Annotated in this window: 22 protein-coding genes and 4 pseudogenes; 8 read left to right on the top strand and 18 right to left on the bottom strand. The window is 64.7% G+C overall.

Annotation, left to right across the window (positions count from 1 at the left end; translation table 11 throughout):
- The 5 genes from MPC4_RS05910 to bla form a co-directional block, all read left to right on the top strand.
- Nucleotides 1-237: transposase (locus MPC4_RS05910; RefSeq protein ID WP_174511703.1), on the top strand; the 237-nt coding region annotated here is incomplete at its 5' end.
- Nucleotides 238-566: 329 nt separating this feature from the next.
- Nucleotides 567-1,238 carry a DUF2239 family protein gene (locus tag MPC4_RS05905; RefSeq protein ID WP_174511702.1) on the top strand — a complete coding sequence of 224 codons (672 nt, stop codon included), beginning with the start codon at nt 567-569 and terminating at the stop codon, nt 1,236-1,238.
- Nucleotides 1,235-1,675, top strand: a complete 441-nt coding sequence (locus MPC4_RS05900; protein ID WP_174511701.1) for a DUF1330 domain-containing protein — start codon at nt 1,235-1,237, stop codon at nt 1,673-1,675. Before MPC4_RS05905 ends, MPC4_RS05900 begins: the two co-directional genes overlap by 4 nt.
- Nucleotides 1,676-1,694: 19 nt before the next feature.
- The gene (locus MPC4_RS05895; protein WP_174511700.1) at nt 1,695-2,591 is read left to right on the top strand and encodes an alpha/beta fold hydrolase; all 897 of its coding nucleotides are present in this window, start codon (nt 1,695-1,697) and stop codon (nt 2,589-2,591) included.
- 105 nt (nt 2,592-2,696) lie between these two features.
- Nucleotides 2,697-3,566 carry a class A beta-lactamase gene (gene bla / locus MPC4_RS05890; RefSeq protein ID WP_174511699.1) on the top strand — a complete coding sequence of 290 codons (870 nt, stop codon included), beginning with the start codon at nt 2,697-2,699 and terminating at the stop codon, nt 3,564-3,566.
- A 102-nt stretch (nt 3,567-3,668) separates the two neighbouring features.
- Here the strand turns inward: bla and MPC4_RS05885 are convergent, their stop codons facing one another.
- The 14 genes and pseudogenes from MPC4_RS05885 to MPC4_RS21130 form a co-directional block, all read right to left on the bottom strand.
- Complete coding sequence (locus MPC4_RS05885; RefSeq protein WP_174511698.1) at nt 3,669-4,073, bottom strand: CopG family transcriptional regulator; 405 nt, start codon at nt 4,071-4,073, stop codon at nt 3,669-3,671.
- Nucleotides 4,074-4,080: 7 nt separating this feature from the next.
- On the bottom strand, nt 4,081-6,063 hold the full coding sequence (locus tag MPC4_RS05880; protein WP_174511697.1) for a conjugal transfer protein TraG: 1,983 nt from the start codon (nt 6,061-6,063) through the stop codon (nt 4,081-4,083).
- 41 nt (nt 6,064-6,104) lie between these two features.
- Nucleotides 6,105-7,842, bottom strand: a pseudogene (locus MPC4_RS05875) (relaxase/mobilization nuclease domain-containing protein).
- Nucleotides 7,843-8,196: 354 nt separating this feature from the next.
- Nucleotides 8,197-8,913 carry a lytic transglycosylase domain-containing protein gene (locus tag MPC4_RS05870; RefSeq protein ID WP_174511696.1) on the bottom strand — a complete coding sequence of 239 codons (717 nt, stop codon included), beginning with the start codon at nt 8,911-8,913 and terminating at the stop codon, nt 8,197-8,199.
- 49 nt (nt 8,914-8,962) lie between these two features.
- A complete protein-coding gene (locus MPC4_RS05865) occupies nt 8,963-9,253 on the bottom strand; it encodes a DUF736 domain-containing protein (protein ID WP_174511695.1) in 291 nt (96 codons plus the stop codon).
- A gap of 35 nt (nt 9,254-9,288) precedes the next feature.
- Nucleotides 9,289-9,833: pseudogene (locus MPC4_RS05860) on the bottom strand (S26 family signal peptidase).
- On the bottom strand, nt 9,830-10,348 hold the full coding sequence (locus tag MPC4_RS05855; RefSeq protein ID WP_174511694.1) for a DUF2840 domain-containing protein: 519 nt from the start codon (nt 10,346-10,348) through the stop codon (nt 9,830-9,832). The pseudogene MPC4_RS05860 and the gene MPC4_RS05855 overlap by 4 nt, the downstream one beginning before the upstream one ends.
- Nucleotides 10,345-10,599: a hypothetical protein gene (locus tag MPC4_RS05850; protein WP_174511693.1), complete on the bottom strand. Its 255-nt coding sequence runs from the start codon at nt 10,597-10,599 to the stop codon at nt 10,345-10,347. Before MPC4_RS05850 ends, MPC4_RS05855 begins: the two co-directional genes overlap by 4 nt.
- Nucleotides 10,596-11,234, bottom strand: coding sequence for a ParA family partition ATPase (gene parA, locus MPC4_RS05845; protein WP_174511692.1), 639 nt, complete (start codon nt 11,232-11,234; stop codon nt 10,596-10,598). Before parA ends, MPC4_RS05850 begins: the two co-directional genes overlap by 4 nt.
- On the bottom strand, nt 11,231-12,346 hold the full coding sequence (locus MPC4_RS05840; protein WP_174511691.1) for a replication initiator protein A: 1,116 nt from the start codon (nt 12,344-12,346) through the stop codon (nt 11,231-11,233). Before MPC4_RS05840 ends, parA begins: the two co-directional genes overlap by 4 nt.
- Nucleotides 12,347-12,360: 14 nt before the next feature.
- Nucleotides 12,361-12,612 carry a helix-turn-helix transcriptional regulator gene (locus MPC4_RS05835; RefSeq protein WP_174511690.1) on the bottom strand — a complete coding sequence of 84 codons (252 nt, stop codon included), beginning with the start codon at nt 12,610-12,612 and terminating at the stop codon, nt 12,361-12,363.
- Between the two features lie 211 nt (nt 12,613-12,823).
- Nucleotides 12,824-13,369: pseudogene (locus MPC4_RS21135) on the bottom strand (DUF2285 domain-containing protein).
- Nucleotides 13,370-13,400: 31 nt separating this feature from the next.
- Nucleotides 13,401-13,610 (bottom strand): transcriptional regulator domain-containing protein, encoded by a 210-nt coding sequence (locus tag MPC4_RS05825; RefSeq protein ID WP_174511689.1) that lies wholly within the window; start codon nt 13,608-13,610, stop codon nt 13,401-13,403.
- Between the two features lie 124 nt (nt 13,611-13,734).
- Nucleotides 13,735-13,999, bottom strand: a pseudogene (locus MPC4_RS21130) (DNA -binding domain-containing protein).
- Nucleotides 14,000-14,227: 228 nt separating this feature from the next.
- Here MPC4_RS21130 and MPC4_RS05820 point away from each other — a divergent pair.
- Nucleotides 14,228-14,473 carry a helix-turn-helix domain-containing protein gene (locus MPC4_RS05820; protein WP_174511688.1) on the top strand — a complete coding sequence of 82 codons (246 nt, stop codon included), beginning with the start codon at nt 14,228-14,230 and terminating at the stop codon, nt 14,471-14,473.
- Between the two features lie 189 nt (nt 14,474-14,662).
- Here the strand turns inward: MPC4_RS05820 and MPC4_RS05815 are convergent, their stop codons facing one another.
- Nucleotides 14,663-15,583, bottom strand: coding sequence for a DMT family transporter (locus MPC4_RS05815; protein WP_174511687.1), 921 nt, complete (start codon nt 15,581-15,583; stop codon nt 14,663-14,665).
- 92 nt (nt 15,584-15,675) lie between these two features.
- On the opposite strand from MPC4_RS05815, the gene MPC4_RS05810 reads away from it, so the two are divergent.
- Nucleotides 15,676-16,449, top strand: coding sequence for an AraC family transcriptional regulator (locus MPC4_RS05810; RefSeq protein ID WP_174511686.1), 774 nt, complete (start codon nt 15,676-15,678; stop codon nt 16,447-16,449).
- A gap of 122 nt (nt 16,450-16,571) precedes the next feature.
- Here the strand turns inward: MPC4_RS05810 and MPC4_RS05805 are convergent, their stop codons facing one another.
- Complete coding sequence (locus MPC4_RS05805) at nt 16,572-16,898, bottom strand: DUF736 domain-containing protein (RefSeq protein WP_174511685.1); 327 nt, start codon at nt 16,896-16,898, stop codon at nt 16,572-16,574.
- Between the two features lie 592 nt (nt 16,899-17,490).
- The gene (locus MPC4_RS05800; protein ID WP_244628870.1) at nt 17,491-17,877 is read right to left on the bottom strand and encodes a hypothetical protein; all 387 of its coding nucleotides are present in this window, start codon (nt 17,875-17,877) and stop codon (nt 17,491-17,493) included.
- Here MPC4_RS05800 and MPC4_RS21125 point away from each other — a divergent pair.
- Nucleotides 17,806-17,961, top strand: coding sequence for a hypothetical protein (locus MPC4_RS21125; RefSeq protein ID WP_244628868.1), 156 nt, complete (start codon nt 17,806-17,808; stop codon nt 17,959-17,961). The two genes, MPC4_RS05800 and MPC4_RS21125, sit on opposite strands and share 72 nt — an antisense overlap.
- Nucleotides 17,962-18,132: 171 nt before the next feature.
- Here the strand turns inward: MPC4_RS21125 and MPC4_RS05795 are convergent, their stop codons facing one another.
- The gene (locus MPC4_RS05795) at nt 18,133-18,468 is read right to left on the bottom strand and encodes a GIY-YIG nuclease family protein (protein ID WP_174511684.1); all 336 of its coding nucleotides are present in this window, start codon (nt 18,466-18,468) and stop codon (nt 18,133-18,135) included.
- Nucleotides 18,469-18,524: the final 56 nt, after the last annotated feature.

The raw sequence follows: 18,524 nt of genomic DNA, 5'->3' as shown, positions 1-18,524 counted from the left end.
CCCCCTCCGCAGGCGACCCCACCAAGCTCCGCTTGGGGTGGCCCCTCGCCAGCTCCGCCCTACAGCCCCGACCTCAATCCGATCGAGCAGGTTTTCGCGAAGCTCAAACACATGATGCGAAAGGCGGCTGAGCGAACCTTCGAAAACACTTGGCGACGAGCCGGAGCGCTCCTCGACCTCTTCTCACCAGACGAATGTCAGAACTACCTCTCCAACGCAGGCTATGCTTCCATCTAAAAACATCACGCTCTAGAAGAGGCAAGAAATGGGGCGGTTCAACAAGTATCCAGATGGCGTAGCGGCCTGTTGTAGAGCAGAGAAAAAATACTTGCTGGGTGCGGAGAGCCGTCGTCGGTGCCAACGTCGAAGCGCAGTCTCCGATCATTTAGGTGGGTGGCGACTCGGTCCGGGCCTGCGAGTGCCTCGCTTCCGCATCGTCACGCCCTTCTACCGGCTACGACGCCATCGAAGAGAAAATGCCGGCCCCCTTATAATACCCGGGTGTTATTGACTCGATCTTTTTTCCTGGGTAATAAGACCCATGCCTCAGGTCTTGGTGTCCGCCCGTGTCGAATTCCCTCTCGAAACCCTGCACGGCCTTTTGCGGTCAGCAGCGCCTGTCATCCGGTCCACTGATCGAAGTGGCCCTTGCCGTCAAAGCGGCAACGGAAAGAGCCCCCTCGATTATGGTCCTTGTCTTCGATGACACGACAGGCCGCGTCATCGATCTGGACCTCCGCGGCAGCAGCGCTGACATCATCGGGAGGCTATCCGGCCCGCCTAGGGCGTTCGTCGGGCGCTATCGGCCCCAACCGGGCGAGATGCCGGAACCCGCGAGCGATGGGGGTTCTGAACCGAGAGGTCGAGGACGGCCGAAATTAGGGGTCATCTCGCGTGAGGTAACGCTGTTGCCGAGGCACTGGGAATGGCTGGCCGATCAGCCTGGCGGTGCATCCGCTGTCCTGAGAAGGCTGGTGGACGAGGCCCGGCGGAACGGCGGAACGCGACGGCAGCGCCGTGTGGCCCAAGAGGCCGCGTACCAGTTCATGCAAGCGATAGCCGGTGACCTGCCGGGTTATGAGGAGGCGAGCCGCGCGCTCTTTGCCGATGATCGTTCCGGTCTGGAGCGATGGATGGCCACATGGCCGCAAGATGTCCGGGCGCACGCCCTGCATCTGGCGTTCGGGCCGGAGCGGCAGTCCAGCGAGAAGACGGATAATCAGAAGGAGGGACGGTGAGCGCGCCCGCAAAGGTAAACTACCTCGAGCCGACGCAAAGCACTGGCAGGCTTTTCATCGAGCGCGGTCTCGAAGGCAGCATCGTCATGCTGAACCTGTTGAGGTTCCGCGAGATCGCCGACTACTCAGCTCATCCGGAACTCGCGCCAGCTTCCCCAGTCAGCGGCGCGGAAGCGTTCGATCGGTATATCCGGCATACGCTTCCGTTTCTGCACGATAGGGGTGGCGAACTCTTGTTGCTTGGCGCCGGCGGCCCCTTCTTGATCGGTCCGGAGGACGAGACGTGGGACAGAGCGATGCTGGTTCGCCAAAGCAGCGTCGCATCCTTCCTCGCCTTCGCCAGTCACGACGCTTACCTCGCCGGCATCGGACACCGCACGGCGGCGGTCGAGGACTCGCGCCTTCTGCCCTTGAGTGAACTCTTGCCTCCGGCTTGAACCAGGACACGCCACGACCATGAATACCGTGCAAGCCAGCGGCATTGAGCTGGCCTATGACAGCTTCGGCGACGAGACCAACGAAGTGATCCTGCTGATCGCCGGGCTCGGCACACAGATGATTCGATGGACGGATCCATTCTGCGAAGACCTGGCGGTGCGCGGCTATCGCGTGATCCGCTTCGACAACCGCGACGCCGGGTGTTCGACGCATTTCAGCCAATGCGCTCCGCCGGATTTCGGGGCGCTGGCAGCGACGCTCATGACCGGACAACCGCCCGACGTTCCCTACACCCTCTATGATATGGCTGCGGACGCGATCGGCCTGCTCGATGCTCTCGGCATCGATCGGGCGCACGTCGTCGGCCGATCGATGGGTGGAATGATCGCGCAGATCATGGCAAGCGAACATCCCGAGAGGTCGCTATCCCTGACCTCGATCATGTCGAGCACGGGCAATCCGCAGCTTCCGCAAGCCGCGCCGGACGTCATGGCGATGATGACGCACTCCGCACCCGATCCCATTTCCGACGAGCAGGGATTTCTGGCGCACGCTCTCGCTTTCGCGCAACGCATCGCCGGATCCCGATACCCACTCGACGGCGAGGCTCACCGTCTCCTTGTTCTGGAAGAAATCCGACGCGCATATGACCCCGCCGGCGGCGCGCGACAGCTCGCGGCGATGGCCGTCGCCGGCGACCGCCGTTCACGGCTGACCACCATTACGGTTCCTGCGCTCGTTGTGCATGGGACGGACGATCCGCTCATTTCTCCGGCCTGCGGCAAGGACACCGCCACCTCGATCCCGAATGCAGGCCTCATGCTGATCGACGGCATGGGTCATGACGTGCCGCCTGCGCTTTATCAGACGATCGCCGGGGAAATTGACCGAACGGCTCGACGGGCCAGAGGTTGAAACACTTTCCTCCGCCTGCCGATCGACCAAGAGATTGGCCCGCCACATCGCCTACGGCGAAATCATGGAATGATCCGCCGTGCCGAAGAGGGAAACTAGACCATCGTGGCAGTCCCAATCACGCGACGTCTTGCATTGGCTGCGCCGCTAGTGGCGTTGCCTATATCCAGTGTTTGGGCCCGCGGCGACATTCAGGCGCGATTGCAGGAACTGGAATCACGGAGCGGCGGACGGCTGGGCGTGGCCTTACTCGATACGGCGACCGGTCGACTGATCGGCAACCGGATTAACGAACGCTTCGCCATGTGCAGTACGTGCAAAGCGCTTGCCGTGGCTTTCGTTCTGTCGCGCGTCGACCGGAATGAGGAACGGCTCAACCGGCGCATCGCCTTCACCGAACACGACCTGGTGTCGCCCTTCAAGGCCACCAAGCCCCATGTCGGCCCTGGAGGCATGACGATCGCAGAGCTATGCGAAGCTGCGATCACGGTCAGCGACAGCACCGCCGCAAATCTGCTGTTCGCCAGCTTCGGCGGGCCAGAGCCCCTGACGACCTACCTGCGATCGCTGGACGATCAGGTGACTAGGCTTGGCCACGTGGAGCCGGCGCTGAACATCGTTAAGCCGGGCGAGATCCACGACACCACTTCACCGGCCGCCATGGCGGGGACGTTGCGCAGGTTGCTGGTCGGCAATGCCCTGTCGGACACATCGCGCGCCCTTCTGACGGGATGGATGATCGGAGCAAAGGACGCCGCGACCCATCGGCTCCGGGTCGGGCTGCCTGCGGGGTGGCGTATCGCCAACAAGCCCGGCACCTGGGAGAAGATCGCGACGAACGATATCGGCGTTGTCTGGCCGCCCGGCCGCGCTCCGATCGTGGTCACAGCCTATCTCGGCGAAGCGCCCGGCTCAGTGGCAAGTCAGGAAGCCATTCTCGCCGACGTGGCCCGAATCGTTGCTGCCGGCGTGTAGAACCCACGCAACAAGGTTAGGTCCTCCCTGGCCCCGTGCGACTCCATTTCTGGATCGACATCCGTCTTTTATTCATTTCCGGGGCTGTGATTGCTCAACGTCCTACGGGATCTCCTGCCGTAGCTTCGGTCCTTCGTTGAGCCGCCGCCCCAGGGTCGCGACGAAATTGTCGTACCGCGCGCCAGCCTGTGCCCGCGCCGCCTTGGCGGCCGGCTCGGGCAGCGGCGGCGTGGTATTGAGCCAGAAGCGGATGAACAGGGCGAGCGTCTCGACGCCGATGCTGACGTCGCGTTCGAGACGCGCCAGGCGTCGGTCCTGCTGGTCGAGCCGCTTGGCGATGGCCGCTTCGCGCCGTTCGTCGGCATCTGGCGACAGAAACGACGCGATAGCCGCCTCGGCGATCAGCGACATGGACTGCTCGCGGCGTCCGGCATAGGCCGCCAACGCCTGCATCACATCCTGGTCGAGATAGACGGAAATCTGGGCCTTCTTCTTCGGGGTAGCCATGCGCACCTCACATCCCGAGGTCGTCGCCGGGATCGAGCGAAGCCTGCTGGGCGAGGCCCTGCATCAGATCGTTCATCCGGCCGATGCGAGGCGCGTCCTCCTCCATGTCGTCCACTTGGTCGAGCGTGAACTCGTTCTCGATCGGCTCCTTCTTCTCGACGGTGTCCTGGCTGAGCTCGGGCTGCTTGCGGTGGTCGGCATTCTTCGGGTCTTCATCGTCGGCGTCCTCGACATCGCCCGCGACCGGAGTCGGCGGACGCGGCGGCAATGGGCGGGCGCTCCAATCGTCGAGACGGGCTTCCTTCGGACGCGCCAGTACCGGCGGCGTCACGATGCGCTCCTGAAGGCGCTCGTCTTCGTAATAGCGGGCCTTCTTCGCGCGGATCGGATGGACGCCTGACACCATGACGATCTCGTCAGTCGGTGGGAGCTGCATCACCTCGCCGGGCGTTAGCAGCGGGCGCGCTGTCTCTGAACGCGAGGCCATGAGATGCCCAAGCCAGGGCGACAGCCGGCTGCCGGCGTAGTTCTTCATCGCCTTCATCTCGGTGGCGGTGCCGAGCGCGTCGCTGACCCGCTTGGCGGTCCGCTCATCGTTGGTCGCGAAGCTGACCCGGACACGGCAGTTATCCAGGATCGAGTTGTTGGGGCCGTAGGCCTTCTCGATCTGGTTCAGCGACTGGGCGATGAGAAAGCTCTTGATGCCGTAGCCCGCCATGAAGGCCAGCGCGGACTCGAAGAAGTCGAGGCGGCCGAGCGCCGGGAACTCGTCCAGCATCAGGAGAAGCCGACGGCGTCCAGCCTTGGCCTGCAGGTCCTCGGTGAGCCGCCGCCCGACCTGATTGAGGATCAGGCGGATCAGCGGCTTGGTGCGATTGATGTCCGACGGCGGCACGACAAGGTAGAGCGTCGTCGGCAGATCGCCGGCGACGATGTCGCCGATCCGCCAGTCGCAGCGCCGCGTCACCTCGGCAACCACCGGATCGCGGTAGAGGCCGAGGAACGACATCGCCGTGCTCAGCACGCCGGACCGCTCGTTGGCGGATTTATTCAGCAGCTCGCGCGCGGCGGAGGCGACGACGGGATGGACGCCCGCGTCGCCAAGATGCGGCGTCCGCATCATCGCCGACAGCGTCGACTCGATCGGCCGCTTCGGATCGGAGAGGAACGAGGCGACGCCAGCGAGGGTTTTGTCCTCCTCGGCGTAGAGGACATGGAGGATCGCGCCGACCAGCAGCGCGTGACTGGTCTTCTCCCAATGGTTCCGCTTTTCGAGGCTGCCTTCAGGATCGACCAGGATGTCGGCGATGTTCTGGACGTCGCGGACCTCCCACTCGCCGCGCCGGACCTCGAGCAGCGGGTTGTAGGCGGACGACTGCGCATTGGTCGGATCGAACAGGAGAACGCGGCCGTGCTGGGCGCGAAAGCCGGCGGTGAGCTGCCAGTTCTCACCCTTAATGTCGTGGACAATTGCCGAACCCGGCCAGGTTAGCAGCGATGGAATGACGAGGTCGACGCCCTTGCCGCTGCGGGTCGGCGCGAAGCGCAGGACATGCTCGGGACCATCGTGGCGGAGATAGCTGCGCTGATGACGCCCCAGCACCACGCCGTCGGGGCCGAGCAAACCGGCCAGCTCGATCTCCTTCGGCTGTGCCCAGCGCGCGGAGCCATAGGTCTCGATGTTCTTGGCCTCGCGGGCGCGCCAGACCGACATGCCGATGGCCACGGCCGCGGCAATGAGACCACCGGATGCCGCGATGTAGGCGCCCTCGATGAAGATCGACGGCGCATAGGCATCGTAGGCGAACCACCACCAGAAGAAGGAGGGCGGCAGGTAGAATGGGAAATGAAGAACCTCGAACCAGGGTCGCCCGAGTTCGGGCTGAAAACCGAGCCGCCAGGCCGTCCACTCCGTCGTGGTCCACTGCGCGAGCAGGATGATCGCGAAGACGGTGATGATCTGACCCCAGAGAATCTTGGTCGCGGACATGCCGGCGAGCCTGTCTTGGGATCTTTGGCTTGAAGGATCACTCATATGCCAATTCCTCTGTTACGGCCGAAGCCCCAGTCGACGCCGCCGTCATCGCGGGCGACGCCGGAGACGTGACGGCCGAGTTGCTTTTCGAGGGAGGGCGTCCAGGGCACGAGCTGGAAGCCGAGGCCGTCGTCGATCATGGCGAAGCGGCCAGAGGCGAGCGCGAAGCGTTGGCGATAGGCGCCGGCGACATACTCACCCGACGTCGCTTGATTGAACGGCTGCCCGGTCTCCGCCGCGAGCCGCTCGCCGAGGGCCTCGACCTCGCGGCGCCGAAGCGTGCCGATCAGGCCTTGCGAGAACACGACGCCTCGCGCCTAGCGCTCGGCTAGGCCCTGCTCGATGAGCTGTCCGGCCCGCCGGTCCATCGCGTCGCGCACCTCGGCGCCGAAGCCGGCCTGGCCGAGAGCCACGGGATCGCGGGCGACTGCTTGACGGTCGAGCCAGGTCGCCCCGCTGGCCGTCACTTGGTCTTCGATCGCGAGGTCAGAGCGCACGGCGAGCGCGACGCGGCGCCGCCTGTGCATCGTCGAACTTGCGAAGCTCGACGATGGAGTCTGGCGTGCTGTCGCCGGTGGCGTCGAGGTCGAGGAATTTGATGTGGTGGGTGCGCCCGTCCACGCCATCGATCACGGCATAGGCGGTGCCCTTCAACTCGTCATCGAGACCGCGGTCGACCAACCGGCCGATGACGGGCACATCGAGACTCTCGCCCGCCAGGACATAGCTCGCGGCTGCGCGTTCGATACCGCGCTCGCGTAGACCCTGGTGCATGCGCTTGATGATGTCGCCGCGCTCGCCCAGTTCGCGCAGCGTGGATTCGGCGGCCTCGTCCATCGTCCACTGGCCCGGCCCGAGTTGATGGGCGAGCCCGAGACTCTCCAGGTGCCGCAGCCGTCCGACCTTCAGGCTGCGGAATTCATCGGGCTGCTGCGCGACGTCGGTGGCCAGGTCGATCACGCCGTGCCGATCGGCGTCGCGAGCCAATTGCCGATCGAGCTGGGTCCAGCGCTCCGCTTCTACCTGGCGTTCAAGCGCGTGCCGGATTTCGAGGTCACTGCGTGGCCCCAACTCCTGCGTGGCCAAGTCCTGGGCGCGGGCGCGCATTCCCTCTTTGATGTAGTCGCGGGAGATGACGAGGTCCTGGCCGTCCTCGGCGACGCCGCGCACGATGATGTGGACGTGGGGGTGCTGCGTATTCCAGTGATCGACGGCGACCCAGTCGAGCTTAGTCCCGAGATCCTTCTCCATCTGACCGACTAGCTCGCGGGTGAAGCCCTGAAGGTCGGCCATCTCCGGTGCGTCCTCTGGCCAGAGGATAAAGCGGAAATGGTGGCGGTCCTTCTCGCACCGCTCGGCGAAACCCTTGGGATCGGCGTCATCGGTCTCGGGGCCGAACAGCCGAGCCTTCTCCCCGTCCCGGGTGACGCCCTCGCGCCGGAGGTAGCCGAGATGGGCGCCGAGCGGTGAGGACCGCGCCGTGTGACGGACCACGCGGGTCTTGACCGTCACCAGTCGGGAGCGGCCGGTCAGCAGGCGGTTCGCTCGCACACTCGCGACGCGGCCGCGGCCGAAGGTCGAGCGGCTCCCGCTCCTGAGCAGGCCCTGCCGCGAGATGCCGCCGCCGGCGCGCTGGGCGGCGGCGAGCGCCTGGGCGATGAATGGCTTGGCGCGCTGGCTGCGAGACGAGCGGATGCGGCCTGGCCGGGGCTGGAAGTCATTCTCCTCAGCCATGGCCGGCCCCGGCAATGTGCGGAAAAGGTGGTTCGGGCAACGTGTTGAAGGCTCTGCGCACATTGCGCGTGGACGCCGCACGTTGCGGGATCAGCGAAAAAAGCAAACAATAACAACCGACCAACCGAGCCGCACCTTGCGGCCTTTTATCTGGCCCTCTGTCGGTCGGTTCCTGCACTCCTCCCCTGATCGCACTTCCTTCTCCCCGGACGCGCGCTGTGCCACCCCTGCCTGCGAAAACGCACCCGAGAGTGTCGATGCAGCCGATTGAGACGCTGGAGATCGTCACGCCGCCAAGGAAAACGCACGCTGACGGTGAATCTGCCGCGAACGGAAGACTGGCGAACGGCACGATCATCGCTGCGGCCCTGATGCAGACACGGGCACGAACAGCCCGCCTGATTGCGGTGCAATGGCGGAGAGATCGCGCACGGCAACGACGGCCGACGTGTCGTTCGGCTGCTGCTTGGATGTCGCGCGACCGGCGGGTTCAGTGCTTGCCGACCGCGTGATGAAAAGCGGCGCGTGTGTCCAGGACGACGGATCGGAGGCCGCCACTAGGACAGGCCCATCGGTCGCGCCGTCCCCGACAAAAGGGACGAGTGCCGCCATGTACGCGACGGTTTCAGGCGGCAGCGGACGATGCCGGTCGCGATAATCTTCGTATCGCCCAGGTCCGGCATTATACGCCGCCAGGAATCCTGGCGATTCGTAGCGGTCGTGCATCTCGCGCAGGAAAGCCGCGCCCGCCAGGATGTTGTCGTGTGGATCGAACGCGTCGCGCCCGAGGCCGTAGCGAGCGCGCAGCGCAGCCCATGTCTCGGGCATGAGCTGCATCAACCCCATCGCGCCCTTGGGCGAGACGGCACGGCGATCCCCACGGCTCACGATCCGCATGATCGCCCGTATCCACGCCTCAGGGATGGCGAAGCGCTGGGCCGCTTCGGCGATCAGATCGGCATAGGACTCGCTCGCCGATCTCACCGCGATCGGCGTTGCCTGGGCATAGACGGCGACGGCGGGCAGGCCGAGCGCCGTCACGCTGGCGAGCAGAAGAAGCGCGCGCCGCATGCGATCAGCCCCGATCGCCGCGCTTCGGCGGACGGTTCCAGTTCAGCACCTAGGCGGACTTATCGTCGCCCGACTGGAAGAGGTTGGCGCGGATCGGCTGCGCGAGTGCGGGATCGTCGACGACGAGTGAGACGTACTCACCGGCCTTCTCGCCGGTGCGCTTCCAGCCCGCGCCGATCTCCGGACCGTCGCCGTCGCCGAGATGGATGCGATAGTCGGGCGCATTCTCGGCATCGGAGGATTCGGCCGGAACGAGGGAGAGGTCTTGGGTGAAGAAGAGCGTCTGGATGCGCCCGGTGAAGCCGGACTTGTCGCGGGTGAACTGACCAATCTGCGCCATAGGAATCCTCCGTTGTTGGCGGGTTGAAAAGCGGGTCAATCGGTGGCGGCGCGCCACACGAAGCGGCCGTCGCCGGCCTCGTCCGTCCACAGCGGGACCGCGCGGGCGACAATTGCGGTGGTGGGAAGCGGGCCGAAATAGCGTCCGTCCAGGCTGTCCGGGACGGTCGGGTTCATGAGGAAGACTTCGCTGGGGCGAGCGTGTGGCAGCCACTCCAGCGCGGCAGCGGGCGGCCGAGGTGATCGCGCTCACGCGCCGCGCCGGCAGCGATGTGATCGACCGTGATGGCGTCCCCTGCGCGGCATACGGTCTGCCCAGGCAGCGCCATCACATGCTTCAGCAGCGGCACGCCCTTGGGCAGGAAGCCGCCATCGGCGAGATAGCTGGCGATCGGTTCGGGCGCGCGCACGGCGACCAGCTCGAACGCATGGAGCTGTCCGGCCGGGCGGAGCGCGTAGAGCCCGGTTGGCGTGCTCGCCGTGGCGTCCCAGATCAGGCGCGGCGCCGGATGGACGAAGGCCAAGGCGATGAAGGCGAGCATGGCGAAGTACGTCGTCAGGACGTAGCCGAAGCGGGTCATAGCGTGACGCTCCTGCGCTTGAGCCAGGCGGCGTGCTGATCGCGCGTGTAGGGGCGCGGTTCGTGGCCGGCGGCGAGACGGTTGTGGAGGTGGCGCCAGTATTCCGGCGCGGCATCGGCGGGGTCGATGTCGAGCGCCTCGACGGCGTCGATCGCCTGCAGCACGCGCTCGACCTTCGGCCAGCTATCGACGCGCAGCAGGATTTCGCCGCCCGGGCGCACGAGGGGCAGCGTCTGGAAACTTGCGCCAGGATCGACCGCGCGCACGATGTCCATCCGCGAGACGATCGTGCCGAAGTCGTTGGACGCCCAGCGCACGAAGGCGAAGATGCTGCCCGGCCTGAAGCTGGAGATGCCGCGGCGGCGATCGAGGATCTTCTCCTCGGCGCGGCGGCCGAAGCGCAGCCAGCGCTCGATCTTCTTCTCGATCCAGGTCAGTTCGACATGGGTGAGTGCGACGGTGCGCCGATGCGATGGCGGCACGATGCGCGGCGGCGACGGCTCGTTGTCGTTCATGAGCTCTCTCCGGGATCGGCGGGGAATTCGCGCGCGAAGAGGTCGCGCAGCATGTCGGCGACGGTGATCCCGCGCTGGAACGCGGTGACCTTGATGCGGCCGCGCAGAGCCGGCGTGACGTCGATCGTCAGGCGCGCGGTGAATGCGGATGGCTCTTCATCGCGATGGCTTGAGGCGTCGGGCGCCTTGATCCAGCTCTCGGCGTCGCCGGGCCGGGCGGCGAAGCCGCGTTGGGCGTTACGCGCGCTCATGGCGCAATCCTCGCGACTTCAGCGGCGAGCGCCGCGATCTCGCGCGCCGCGGCGCTCTGCTCGGCCAGCTCGAACACGAGGCGGCCCGATTGCGCGGCGTCGGCGAAGACAACACGTTGACCGACGGTGCTGGAGAGCACCGTCGGGTCGTGATCGGCGAGCGTTTCGGCCGTCTCGCGGGCGATGACCGTGCGCGCGCCGCAGCGGTTCAGCACGAAGCGCGCCGCGAGCTGCGGGCGGTAGATGCGGGCCTCGCGGAGCAGGCCCAGCATCTCGGCCGAGGCCCAGCCGTCGAACGGCGACGGCTGTACGGGGATCAGCACGAGGTCCGCGGCCAGGAGCGCCGAGCGCATCAGCCCCGCGACGCGCGGCGGTCCGTCAATGACGACATGATCCGCGGTGCGTGCAATCTCCGGCGCTTCGCGATGGAGCGTGTCGCGCGCGAGGCCGACGACGCCGAAAAGCCGAGAGACGTTCTCCCGCGCCCGCTGCTGCGACCAATCGAGCGCCGAGCCCTGCGGGTCGGCATCGATCAGCGTGACGCGCTTGCCGTGCAGCGCCAACTCGCCGGCGAGATGCAGCGCAAGCGTTGTCTTACCGACGCCGCCCTTCTGGTTGAGCAGAGCGACGATCATTGCTTCCCTCCCGGCTTGCGGCCGAAGGGCAGCGACGGCTGTCGCGCCGGTGGTTCGGAAGCCTGCGCAGCGGGGGTGGCGCGCTTGTCCGTAGATCGCTCGGGCCAACAACAAGAGTTAGATTCTGAGTTAGATTCTAAGTTAAGGCCCGGAATCGCCGTTTCCGGCCAAAGCATTAACTGCGGTTCGTGCGTGCGAAGTCCCGATAGGGCTGCGTGCGGAGTCCCGATATCGTTTGCGCGCGAAGTCCCGAGCGTTTCCACAGCGCCATCCACGGGGACTGTGGATAAATGGGCCGGCAGGATGCGCAGCAGCTCGCGGCGACCCTGCCACTCGATGCGGAGGCGATAGCCGGGCAGAGGCTCGCGCGCGGCGATGCGCCGGATCTGGAGCGCGAAATCGGAGACGCGCACCAGGCTGCCGGACTTCACGTGGAGATGCGCGATCTCGAACAGCCAGCCTTTGGGCTGGCGACCAGCGTGTTTGCGCGCGACGCGATAGAGCCAGCGCTCGATGCCACCGGTCAGCCGGAAGTAGGCTGGGTCGATCGCCAGGACGAGCGAGCGGTCGATGACGCCGCGGTAGAACCAGTCAGGGAGTACGAACTCCATGCCCTCGACGCGGCCGTCGCGGGTCGTGCATTCCTCCCACTCATTGATCCAGGAGAACTGGTGACGGCGCCAATGCTCGCCGTTGCGAATGGTGGTGCGAATGACGGTCGATTGCAGACGGGCGAGCGCTCCCTTCAGGAGCTTGTAATCGCGTGCGCCTGTCTGCCGACCGATCGCGGTCAGGAGTTGGTACGGCGTGAAGCGAAGGAAACGCGAGGTCTTGAAGCCGAGGTTCTCGGCCTCGACGATCTGGCTCGCCGCCCAGATCAGCACGTCGGCGTCCCAGATGGTCGCCATGCCATGCTCGGGCACGGCGTAGACTTCCACGCGCACGTCGCTGGCCTGGTAGAGGATCGGCGCAGTGCGCCTGGTCTTAGCGAGCGAAAAGAACGGTCGCTCCATCAGGTCGCGCTGGTCGCGCGGACTTGCGTCGCCGGTGGCGACGATGAACGGATCGAGCTTGCTCCGTTCGCTGGCGGTGATGAGGCGGCGGGGCGACATCGCGGAACGCCGCTTCAGCGATGCGCGTGGCCGGCGGCGCGGGCCTCGACGTATCGGGGATCGGACATCGAACGGCACGCCGCCTGGTCGGCCCAGGCTTCGAGGTCGTCGATGGCGTAGACGACGCGGCCGCCCAGCTTGCGGAAGGTCGGGCCGCTACCGTGGCAGCGGTATTTCTCCAGCGTCCGTGGCGAGATGCCGAGGATGCGCGCCGCTTCATGTGTGCGGACGTAACGCGTGGCGAGTTGCGCGGCCCTATCGGGCATGATGTGCCTCCGTCTTGCCTCGAAGCGCCGCGGCCAAGTCGCGGCATGTCGGGGTGACGGTGGCGGAGAGTTCAGGCGTTGGGGGTGGACGAATATTTTCGTTGGCGTGTGTCCCCCCGTTTACGACGGGACGAACTGAAACGTCGCCGACGAGGCAAGTGGCCATGGCCGGTGTGGTGATAGCGATGCGCGGGATGGATGGAGGCGCGCGTCAGAGACCGCGCAGGAGCTTCAGATAGCCCCTTTCGACGAGGGCGATCGAATCGTGGATCAGGCGATTGGCTTTGCGGCGCGCGTGGGAATCCTTCCACTCGACAGAGGGAAGCTAGGCGTGGTCGGAGCTGAGTACTTCCGCCGCGATGTCGCGCGGGCCGCCGCCGCCATCGTGAACGTCGAAGGCGTGGAGGAGTTGAATCAGTCGCCGTTTCTGGAATGACGTGAGCCGCAGGGCGGTCGGGAGAAAGTTGATGCGCTGGCCGCTGAGTCGACGGGCGAAGCGTAGCGCGACGTCGAGCCGAAGCTCGAACATGCTGTCGAGCGGCAGAAGCACGGCCGGCCGTCGCGTGGCTTGGTCGTCTTGCAGGCGGATATGGAGTTCGTCCGAGCCGTCGACGATCATCAGTTCACGTCCATCGGCGTCCGCGCGCTCGACGAGCGCCGGACCGAAAGCGCCGGGATCGAAAGATGAAGCGGCCTCGAACCCGGTTGGCGCCGGTTCCAGGATCAGCGTGGCCGGCGAAACTTCCGGCACCCACATGACGGGTTCGAGTCCGACTGGAGACGCGGGGTCATGGGCGAAAGCGCAACCCCCATCGCCGAGCGAGACTGACGCGGGCAGTCTCTGCGTCGACGGAAGCGCGCGCGATCTGGCGCTGGGTGCGGACGAAATCGCGGCGGTAGTGGGTGTTGCGGCGCAGAAATTCGGCGGCAAAGCCGGGACGTTCGAGGCGGTTCAGGCGATCAATCGTCTCCGGCGAGCGCCAATACTCCGTGGGCATGGCGTTTCCTCTCGTTTGTCCTCTCTCGAGGCGGGTCGCCACGATCCGGAAAACTCGTCGGCAAAAGTAGTTCTTAAGGTTGCATCGCGTGTGGCTGCGAGCCGTGGGAGTGTAGGGCGTCGGTTCACTGCATCCGGGGTTCAAGCAGGTGCCGATAGCCTGCCTCCGTCATCCAGCGGGCCCGCGCCAGATGGCTTTCATGAACCGTTTTGGCACGGGCGGGCTCCTGGGCCGGATTGAGGCCGAAGATCTCCTTGGACGACTTCGCGCCAGTCAGCGCCCTCTTCCTCGGCCATCAGCAACCGAAGATAGACCGCGAGATGTTGCTCGTCGTAGGCATTCACGCGGTCGGTGTGCGGCGGCCGGTCCTGAAATGGCGCCTCAGTCATTGCGATCTACCCCCATGAGATCAATGCAATGTGTTAGGCATTCATTTACCGCGAATTTTTGCAAGATTTGCGCGGCGCGACACTTACTCCACGATGCTTGGGGCGCATCACGTTGCTCGGGAAAATGGCAAACCGGGGCCTCCGCGGCTTCGATGAATAGCATGGGCATGTACGAATCGGAACGATCATTCCTGGAACGATGGTTCCTATATCGGCTCCATCATCGCCATGGATCTCAAGGAGGTCATGGCGGTCAATCTGCGTCGGTTGCGTCATGCGAAAAGGATGACGCAGGAGGAATTGGCCGAAAGGGCCGGGCTGAGCGCCCGGTACGTCGGAGGAATCGAACGCGCCGATGTTTCGGCCAGCGTCACGGTGCTCGGCCGGATCGCGGAGGCGCTTGAGGTGGAGGCGACCGAACTGGTACGCGCCGTGCCTGTGAAGGCTCGGAAAAAGGCGTCGGCCGAGCCATAGGCTCGACGTCGATCCTGGAAATGCGTGCGACAGGCTTCAGCCTCGCCTTGGTGGAGAACTAGAAATAGCTTTCGAGGGTCTGTTCAAGACCCGAAGGATGAGTTGGCGGCGTAAGGCGCTTAAGCGCCTCGGCGATCCGCAGCAGAACGTCGCGATTCGCATGTTCGTTCATTGCGCTTTCCGTTCCGCTCACTCGACGATGTCGGGTATGGCGGGAGGCCCGCCACGTAACGGCCGGCGGAAGAGTTCGGCGCAGGCCACACCAGCCAGCGCAATACCGCCGCCGATGATATGGTAGGCGCGCACTGGCTCTCTGAGCAAAGCGATGGCTCCCAGCGCCGTGAAGACTGGCAGCAGATTCATGAAGATCGCGCAACGGTTCGGCCCGAGGATATGGACGCCGCGAACCCACAGAAACGGCAGGACGACGGAAGCCAATCCGCCCGCGTAGGCGATGAGCGGCAGCGTCTCGGCGTTCAGTGACCGCATGGGTGCGGGCGTTGCGAGAAACGCCGGGAACATGATCACGACAGCGCAGATCGCCTGCATATAGGTCGATTGCCAACCGGCGACGGGGAGGCTCCACCGTTTTAGCAGCACGCCGTAAAGCGCATAGACCAGCGCGGCTAGGAACATCAGCGGATCGCCAAGGTGAACGCCGTTGCGGACAAGCGCCTCCGGATCGCCTGCGCTGACTAGATAGATAAGACCGCCAAGCGACAGGATGCCGCCACCGACCATCCCGACTGTCGGAGTGTCCTTCAGCAGGGCGGCGCTCAATGCCACCGTGAGGAGCGGCGTCAGCGCCGTGAAGACGGCCATGTTCGTTGCCGTGGAGGTTTCCGCCGCCAGATAGGACAGGCTTTGGAACAGGCACATCGCCAGAAAGCCGAGAATGGCGAACTGTCCGATATGGGGCCAAATCACGGAGCGATTTCGCCATGCGGGCACGGCAACGAACGTGCTCATTAGCAGAATGGCGAGCAGCAGACGATAGAAGGTGATCGCCTCCGGCCCGATCGTATGCGCAGACATTCTGGAAACGATGACGTTTCCGGACCATAGGACGATCGCGAAGAAGGGATAAAAATAGGCGGGTTTGCTTTTCATGATCGATCACCGTGCGTTCCTTTAGGGCACAGTTACCGCTTTCACGCCTGTCCGTATCACTCTACAGTGAACTTAGCTGTCGAGGATGGGACATGCAGCCTGATCCAACCCGGAAACATCTCGATTTTCACGACACGCCTCGCTCCATGGCCGCGATGGAGATCAACTATCCGGACGGTGCTTCGACAGGATGGCACGTGCATCCGCGCGGTCAGTTCCTCTATGCGATCGAGGGTGTGATGATCGTACGATCGGTGGAAGGGTCATGGGTCGTGCCGCCGAGCCGTGCGCTGTGGCTGACGGCTGGACTGGAGCACGACGTGAGGATGTCGGGCGCGGTCAAGATCAGAACCGTCTTCATCGACGCAACCATGATCCGGCACCTACCGACGAAAAGTTGCGTCATTGAGGTCTCCCCACTGTTACGCGAACTTGTCGTCGCAGCGGTTCGGATTCCACTCGATTATCTGGAAGACAGCAGGGACGATCGCCTCATGCGCTTGCTTGCGGACGAGGTGCGCATATCGGATGTGTTGCCGCTGCACCTTCCCGTGCCGCGCGATGCTCGGATCAAAGCGATCTGCACAGCGATCAACCAGCATCCCTCCGATATCTCGACCGCTGGGCAGTGGGCCGAGCGCCTGAATGTGACGGCCAAGACCGTACATCGGCTATTTGTTAAGGAGACGGGCATGACCTTCGCGCAATGGCGCGAGCAGGCGCGGCTTCTATTCGCTCTCCGGCGGCTGGCAAGCGGCGAGCGTATTATCGATGTTGCCTTCGATTGTGGCTACGCTAGCCAGAGTGCGTTCACCGCGATGTTCCGCAGGCATTTTGGCAAGCCGCCGTCTGAATTCTATCGCTAACCAATCCGGCTTTCGTACATGCTAGGGAGACGATGGGAGGGATCGGGGCCCTGTTGGCGGTCGCTCTTGGAGCATAAGGCGATGCCCCGCCCGGACCAGCCGGTCGGGGCCTTGCGGGAGCTTCAGTCGCCGCGCCGCCCGTTGGGGCGGGACCAGATCAGGCTGCAGCCCTCGCCTTCCTCGTCGTCGAACAGGTTGGCGAAGATCGGGGCGGTGAAGCTCGGATCGTCGAGCTTGAGGCCCAGATAGTCGCGGCCCTCGTTGGAGCGCTTGGCCCAGGCGGCGCCGATCTCGACCCGGCCGACATAGACGCGGTGGCTGCAGCTGTTCTCGCCGGAGCGGGTGACTTCGGGGACGATCCGGACGTTCTTGGCCTGGATCGAGAGGGTGACGATTTCGCCGGTGAATTCGTTCGCGCCGGTCTTCTTGAAGGTGCCGATGGTGGCCATGGTAGTTCTCCTTGATCTCCGTTTCCGAGCCCGCACCATTGCGGCCTCGATGGTGATCGAAGGGCCGGAGGCGACCGACGGCGCACCCCGAAGGGGCTCGACAGCAAAGGAGGGGCTTTCTTGTCTCGCGAGGAATGACGGCGCAGCCGGCAGGGGAAGAAAGTTTTGACGCCGCTGTTGCGCCATAGGCGGTCGAGGCTCTAGCCGGCCTTCGGCCAGATCAGTCCATCGAAGAGGCCGTTCGGTGCGCTCGGTCTGACGGAGCTGACATCAAGGGGAACGTGGCGACTTTCGAGTCGTCGTGGAGACCGGCCGGCAAGTTCGACCGCGATCCGAGACCTGTCCTGGCCACCAACGGATCTCCTGCTTCGGAGACCATGTTCCTGCTGCACGCTCCCTTCACGCGCTTTGTTGGCCGTATCGGTGAAACCTCGCCACCTCGGCCATGCGCTCCAACGAAGGCCGCGACACCCGGGGCTCTGCGATAATCGGGTGAGCATCGACGTGAGAGCGCCCTCACGCCGTGTTCGACGACGAGGACGGCGGGCATACGGAATGCCTGATCCAGCCCCGCCCTGTCGACGCGATGGTGTCAGCCCTGCGCCAAGCCCTGTCCGAGTGACCCTGGCGCGGCCATTCCGGTGAAGCGGACGAATGCCGTGACGCTGACGGCGATTGCGCCGATGACGGCGAAGATGGTCTGCCAGGTTGGCGAAGGCATCGCCATCTGCACGATTCCGCGCGTCGCGCTGTAACCGGCGACGGTCGCGGGCGCGACATAGAGCAGGATGATCAGGAGTCGAAGCCACGCCCATGGCACGAAGGCGAGTGCGAGCTGGCCAATGCCAAAGGTTACGCCGCCCGCCACGAGACCCACGGCGGTTCCACCGAGCACCCCGGCCCCGGTATGGAACGCCCAGATGCCGATCGTCAGACCGACGAAGAATGGCAGCGCGAAGACAGCAAGGGTGAACAGCAGTCAGCAGAAGAAGCCGATGCCGAGGATGACGAGCAGAGGTCCAAAGATGATCATGGCGGCGAACTCCGTGAGATAAAGGTCTGACGGTCACGCCCTCCACCACCACCACGGCGCGAGCGAAAGTGTAACCGAAAGGCGCCTTCGCCGGGAGCGGAAATCGCGCGGGAGTTCTGGCGCGCGAGCGCGGCAAAGATAGATCCCGCAGTCATCGAAAGGGATCGACTTCGTGAACAACGACGGCGGATTGCCTGCGCATTATACAGCCGATGCCTGAAGCCGCGATTGCCAGAGGGCCTGACGCTTCTTGAGCTCGTCGTCGCGTTCGAGTTCGGGGAAATCTTCCCGAAGCCGTTCAAGCTCCTCGAACCGGAACACAGACCCGCCATGCTGATTCCATGCGGCCTGAAGTGCGGCATGGGGACTCTTTCCCAGGCCGAGCTCAAACCAAATCCTGTTCTTCTGGGTGTCCACGCGCAGACTTGATCCGACCCATGCCTCGCCCGTCGCCGCACAGATGATTGCATAGACGCCCCAAGCAGGCTTCCGCTCCTTGTAGGCCGCGACGGCCGCCTTCCGCTCTTGCCGATCCAAAATTGCCTCCAATTTTTACCCGGGTGATATTGACAGATATTTTCATCCGGGTAAAT

The organism is Methylocella tundrae, from assembly GCF_901905185.1.
Taxonomy (GTDB): Bacteria; Pseudomonadota; Alphaproteobacteria; order Rhizobiales; family Beijerinckiaceae; genus Methylocapsa; species Methylocapsa tundrae.
Note: the sequence above shows the minus strand (reverse complement) of the source record. Positions and strands in the feature narration are given on the sequence as shown.

What these genes read in the sequence shown, in the direction of transcription:
- MPC4_RS05865 (WP_174511695.1), bottom strand. Translation starts at nt 9,253, where the DNA reads ATGGCGCAGATTGGTCAGTTCACCCGCGACAAGTCCGGCTTCACCGGG.
- MPC4_RS21125 (WP_244628868.1), top strand. Translation starts at nt 17,806, where the DNA reads ATGGAACGCCCAGATGCCGATCGTCAGACCGACGAAGAATGGCAGCGC.
- MPC4_RS05855 (WP_174511694.1), bottom strand. Translation starts at nt 10,348, where the DNA reads ATGAACGACAACGAGCCGTCGCCGCCGCGCATCGTGCCGCCATCGCAT.
- MPC4_RS05810 (WP_174511686.1), top strand. Translation starts at nt 15,676, where the DNA reads ATGCAGCCTGATCCAACCCGGAAACATCTCGATTTTCACGACACGCCT.
- MPC4_RS05840 (WP_174511691.1), bottom strand. Translation starts at nt 12,346, where the DNA reads ATGTCGCCCCGCCGCCTCATCACCGCCAGCGAACGGAGCAAGCTCGAT.
- MPC4_RS05885 (WP_174511698.1), bottom strand. Translation starts at nt 4,073, where the DNA reads ATGGCTACCCCGAAGAAGAAGGCCCAGATTTCCGTCTATCTCGACCAG.
- MPC4_RS05870 (WP_174511696.1), bottom strand. Translation starts at nt 8,913, where the DNA reads ATGCGGCGCGCGCTTCTTCTGCTCGCCAGCGTGACGGCGCTCGGCCTG.
- MPC4_RS05820 (WP_174511688.1), top strand. Translation starts at nt 14,228, where the DNA reads ATGGATCTCAAGGAGGTCATGGCGGTCAATCTGCGTCGGTTGCGTCAT.
- MPC4_RS05825 (WP_174511689.1), bottom strand. Translation starts at nt 13,610, where the DNA reads ATGCCCACGGAGTATTGGCGCTCGCCGGAGACGATTGATCGCCTGAAC.
- MPC4_RS05815 (WP_174511687.1), bottom strand. Translation starts at nt 15,583, where the DNA reads ATGAAAAGCAAACCCGCCTATTTTTATCCCTTCTTCGCGATCGTCCTA.
- MPC4_RS05880 (WP_174511697.1), bottom strand. Translation starts at nt 6,063, where the DNA reads ATGTCCGCGACCAAGATTCTCTGGGGTCAGATCATCACCGTCTTCGCG.
- MPC4_RS05805 (WP_174511685.1), bottom strand. Translation starts at nt 16,898, where the DNA reads ATGGCCACCATCGGCACCTTCAAGAAGACCGGCGCGAACGAATTCACC.
- MPC4_RS05895 (WP_174511700.1), top strand. Translation starts at nt 1,695, where the DNA reads ATGAATACCGTGCAAGCCAGCGGCATTGAGCTGGCCTATGACAGCTTC.
- MPC4_RS05850 (WP_174511693.1), bottom strand. Translation starts at nt 10,599, where the DNA reads ATGAGCGCGCGTAACGCCCAACGCGGCTTCGCCGCCCGGCCCGGCGAC.
- parA (WP_174511692.1), bottom strand. Translation starts at nt 11,234, where the DNA reads ATGATCGTCGCTCTGCTCAACCAGAAGGGCGGCGTCGGTAAGACAACG.
- MPC4_RS05835 (WP_174511690.1), bottom strand. Translation starts at nt 12,612, where the DNA reads ATGCCCGATAGGGCCGCGCAACTCGCCACGCGTTACGTCCGCACACAT.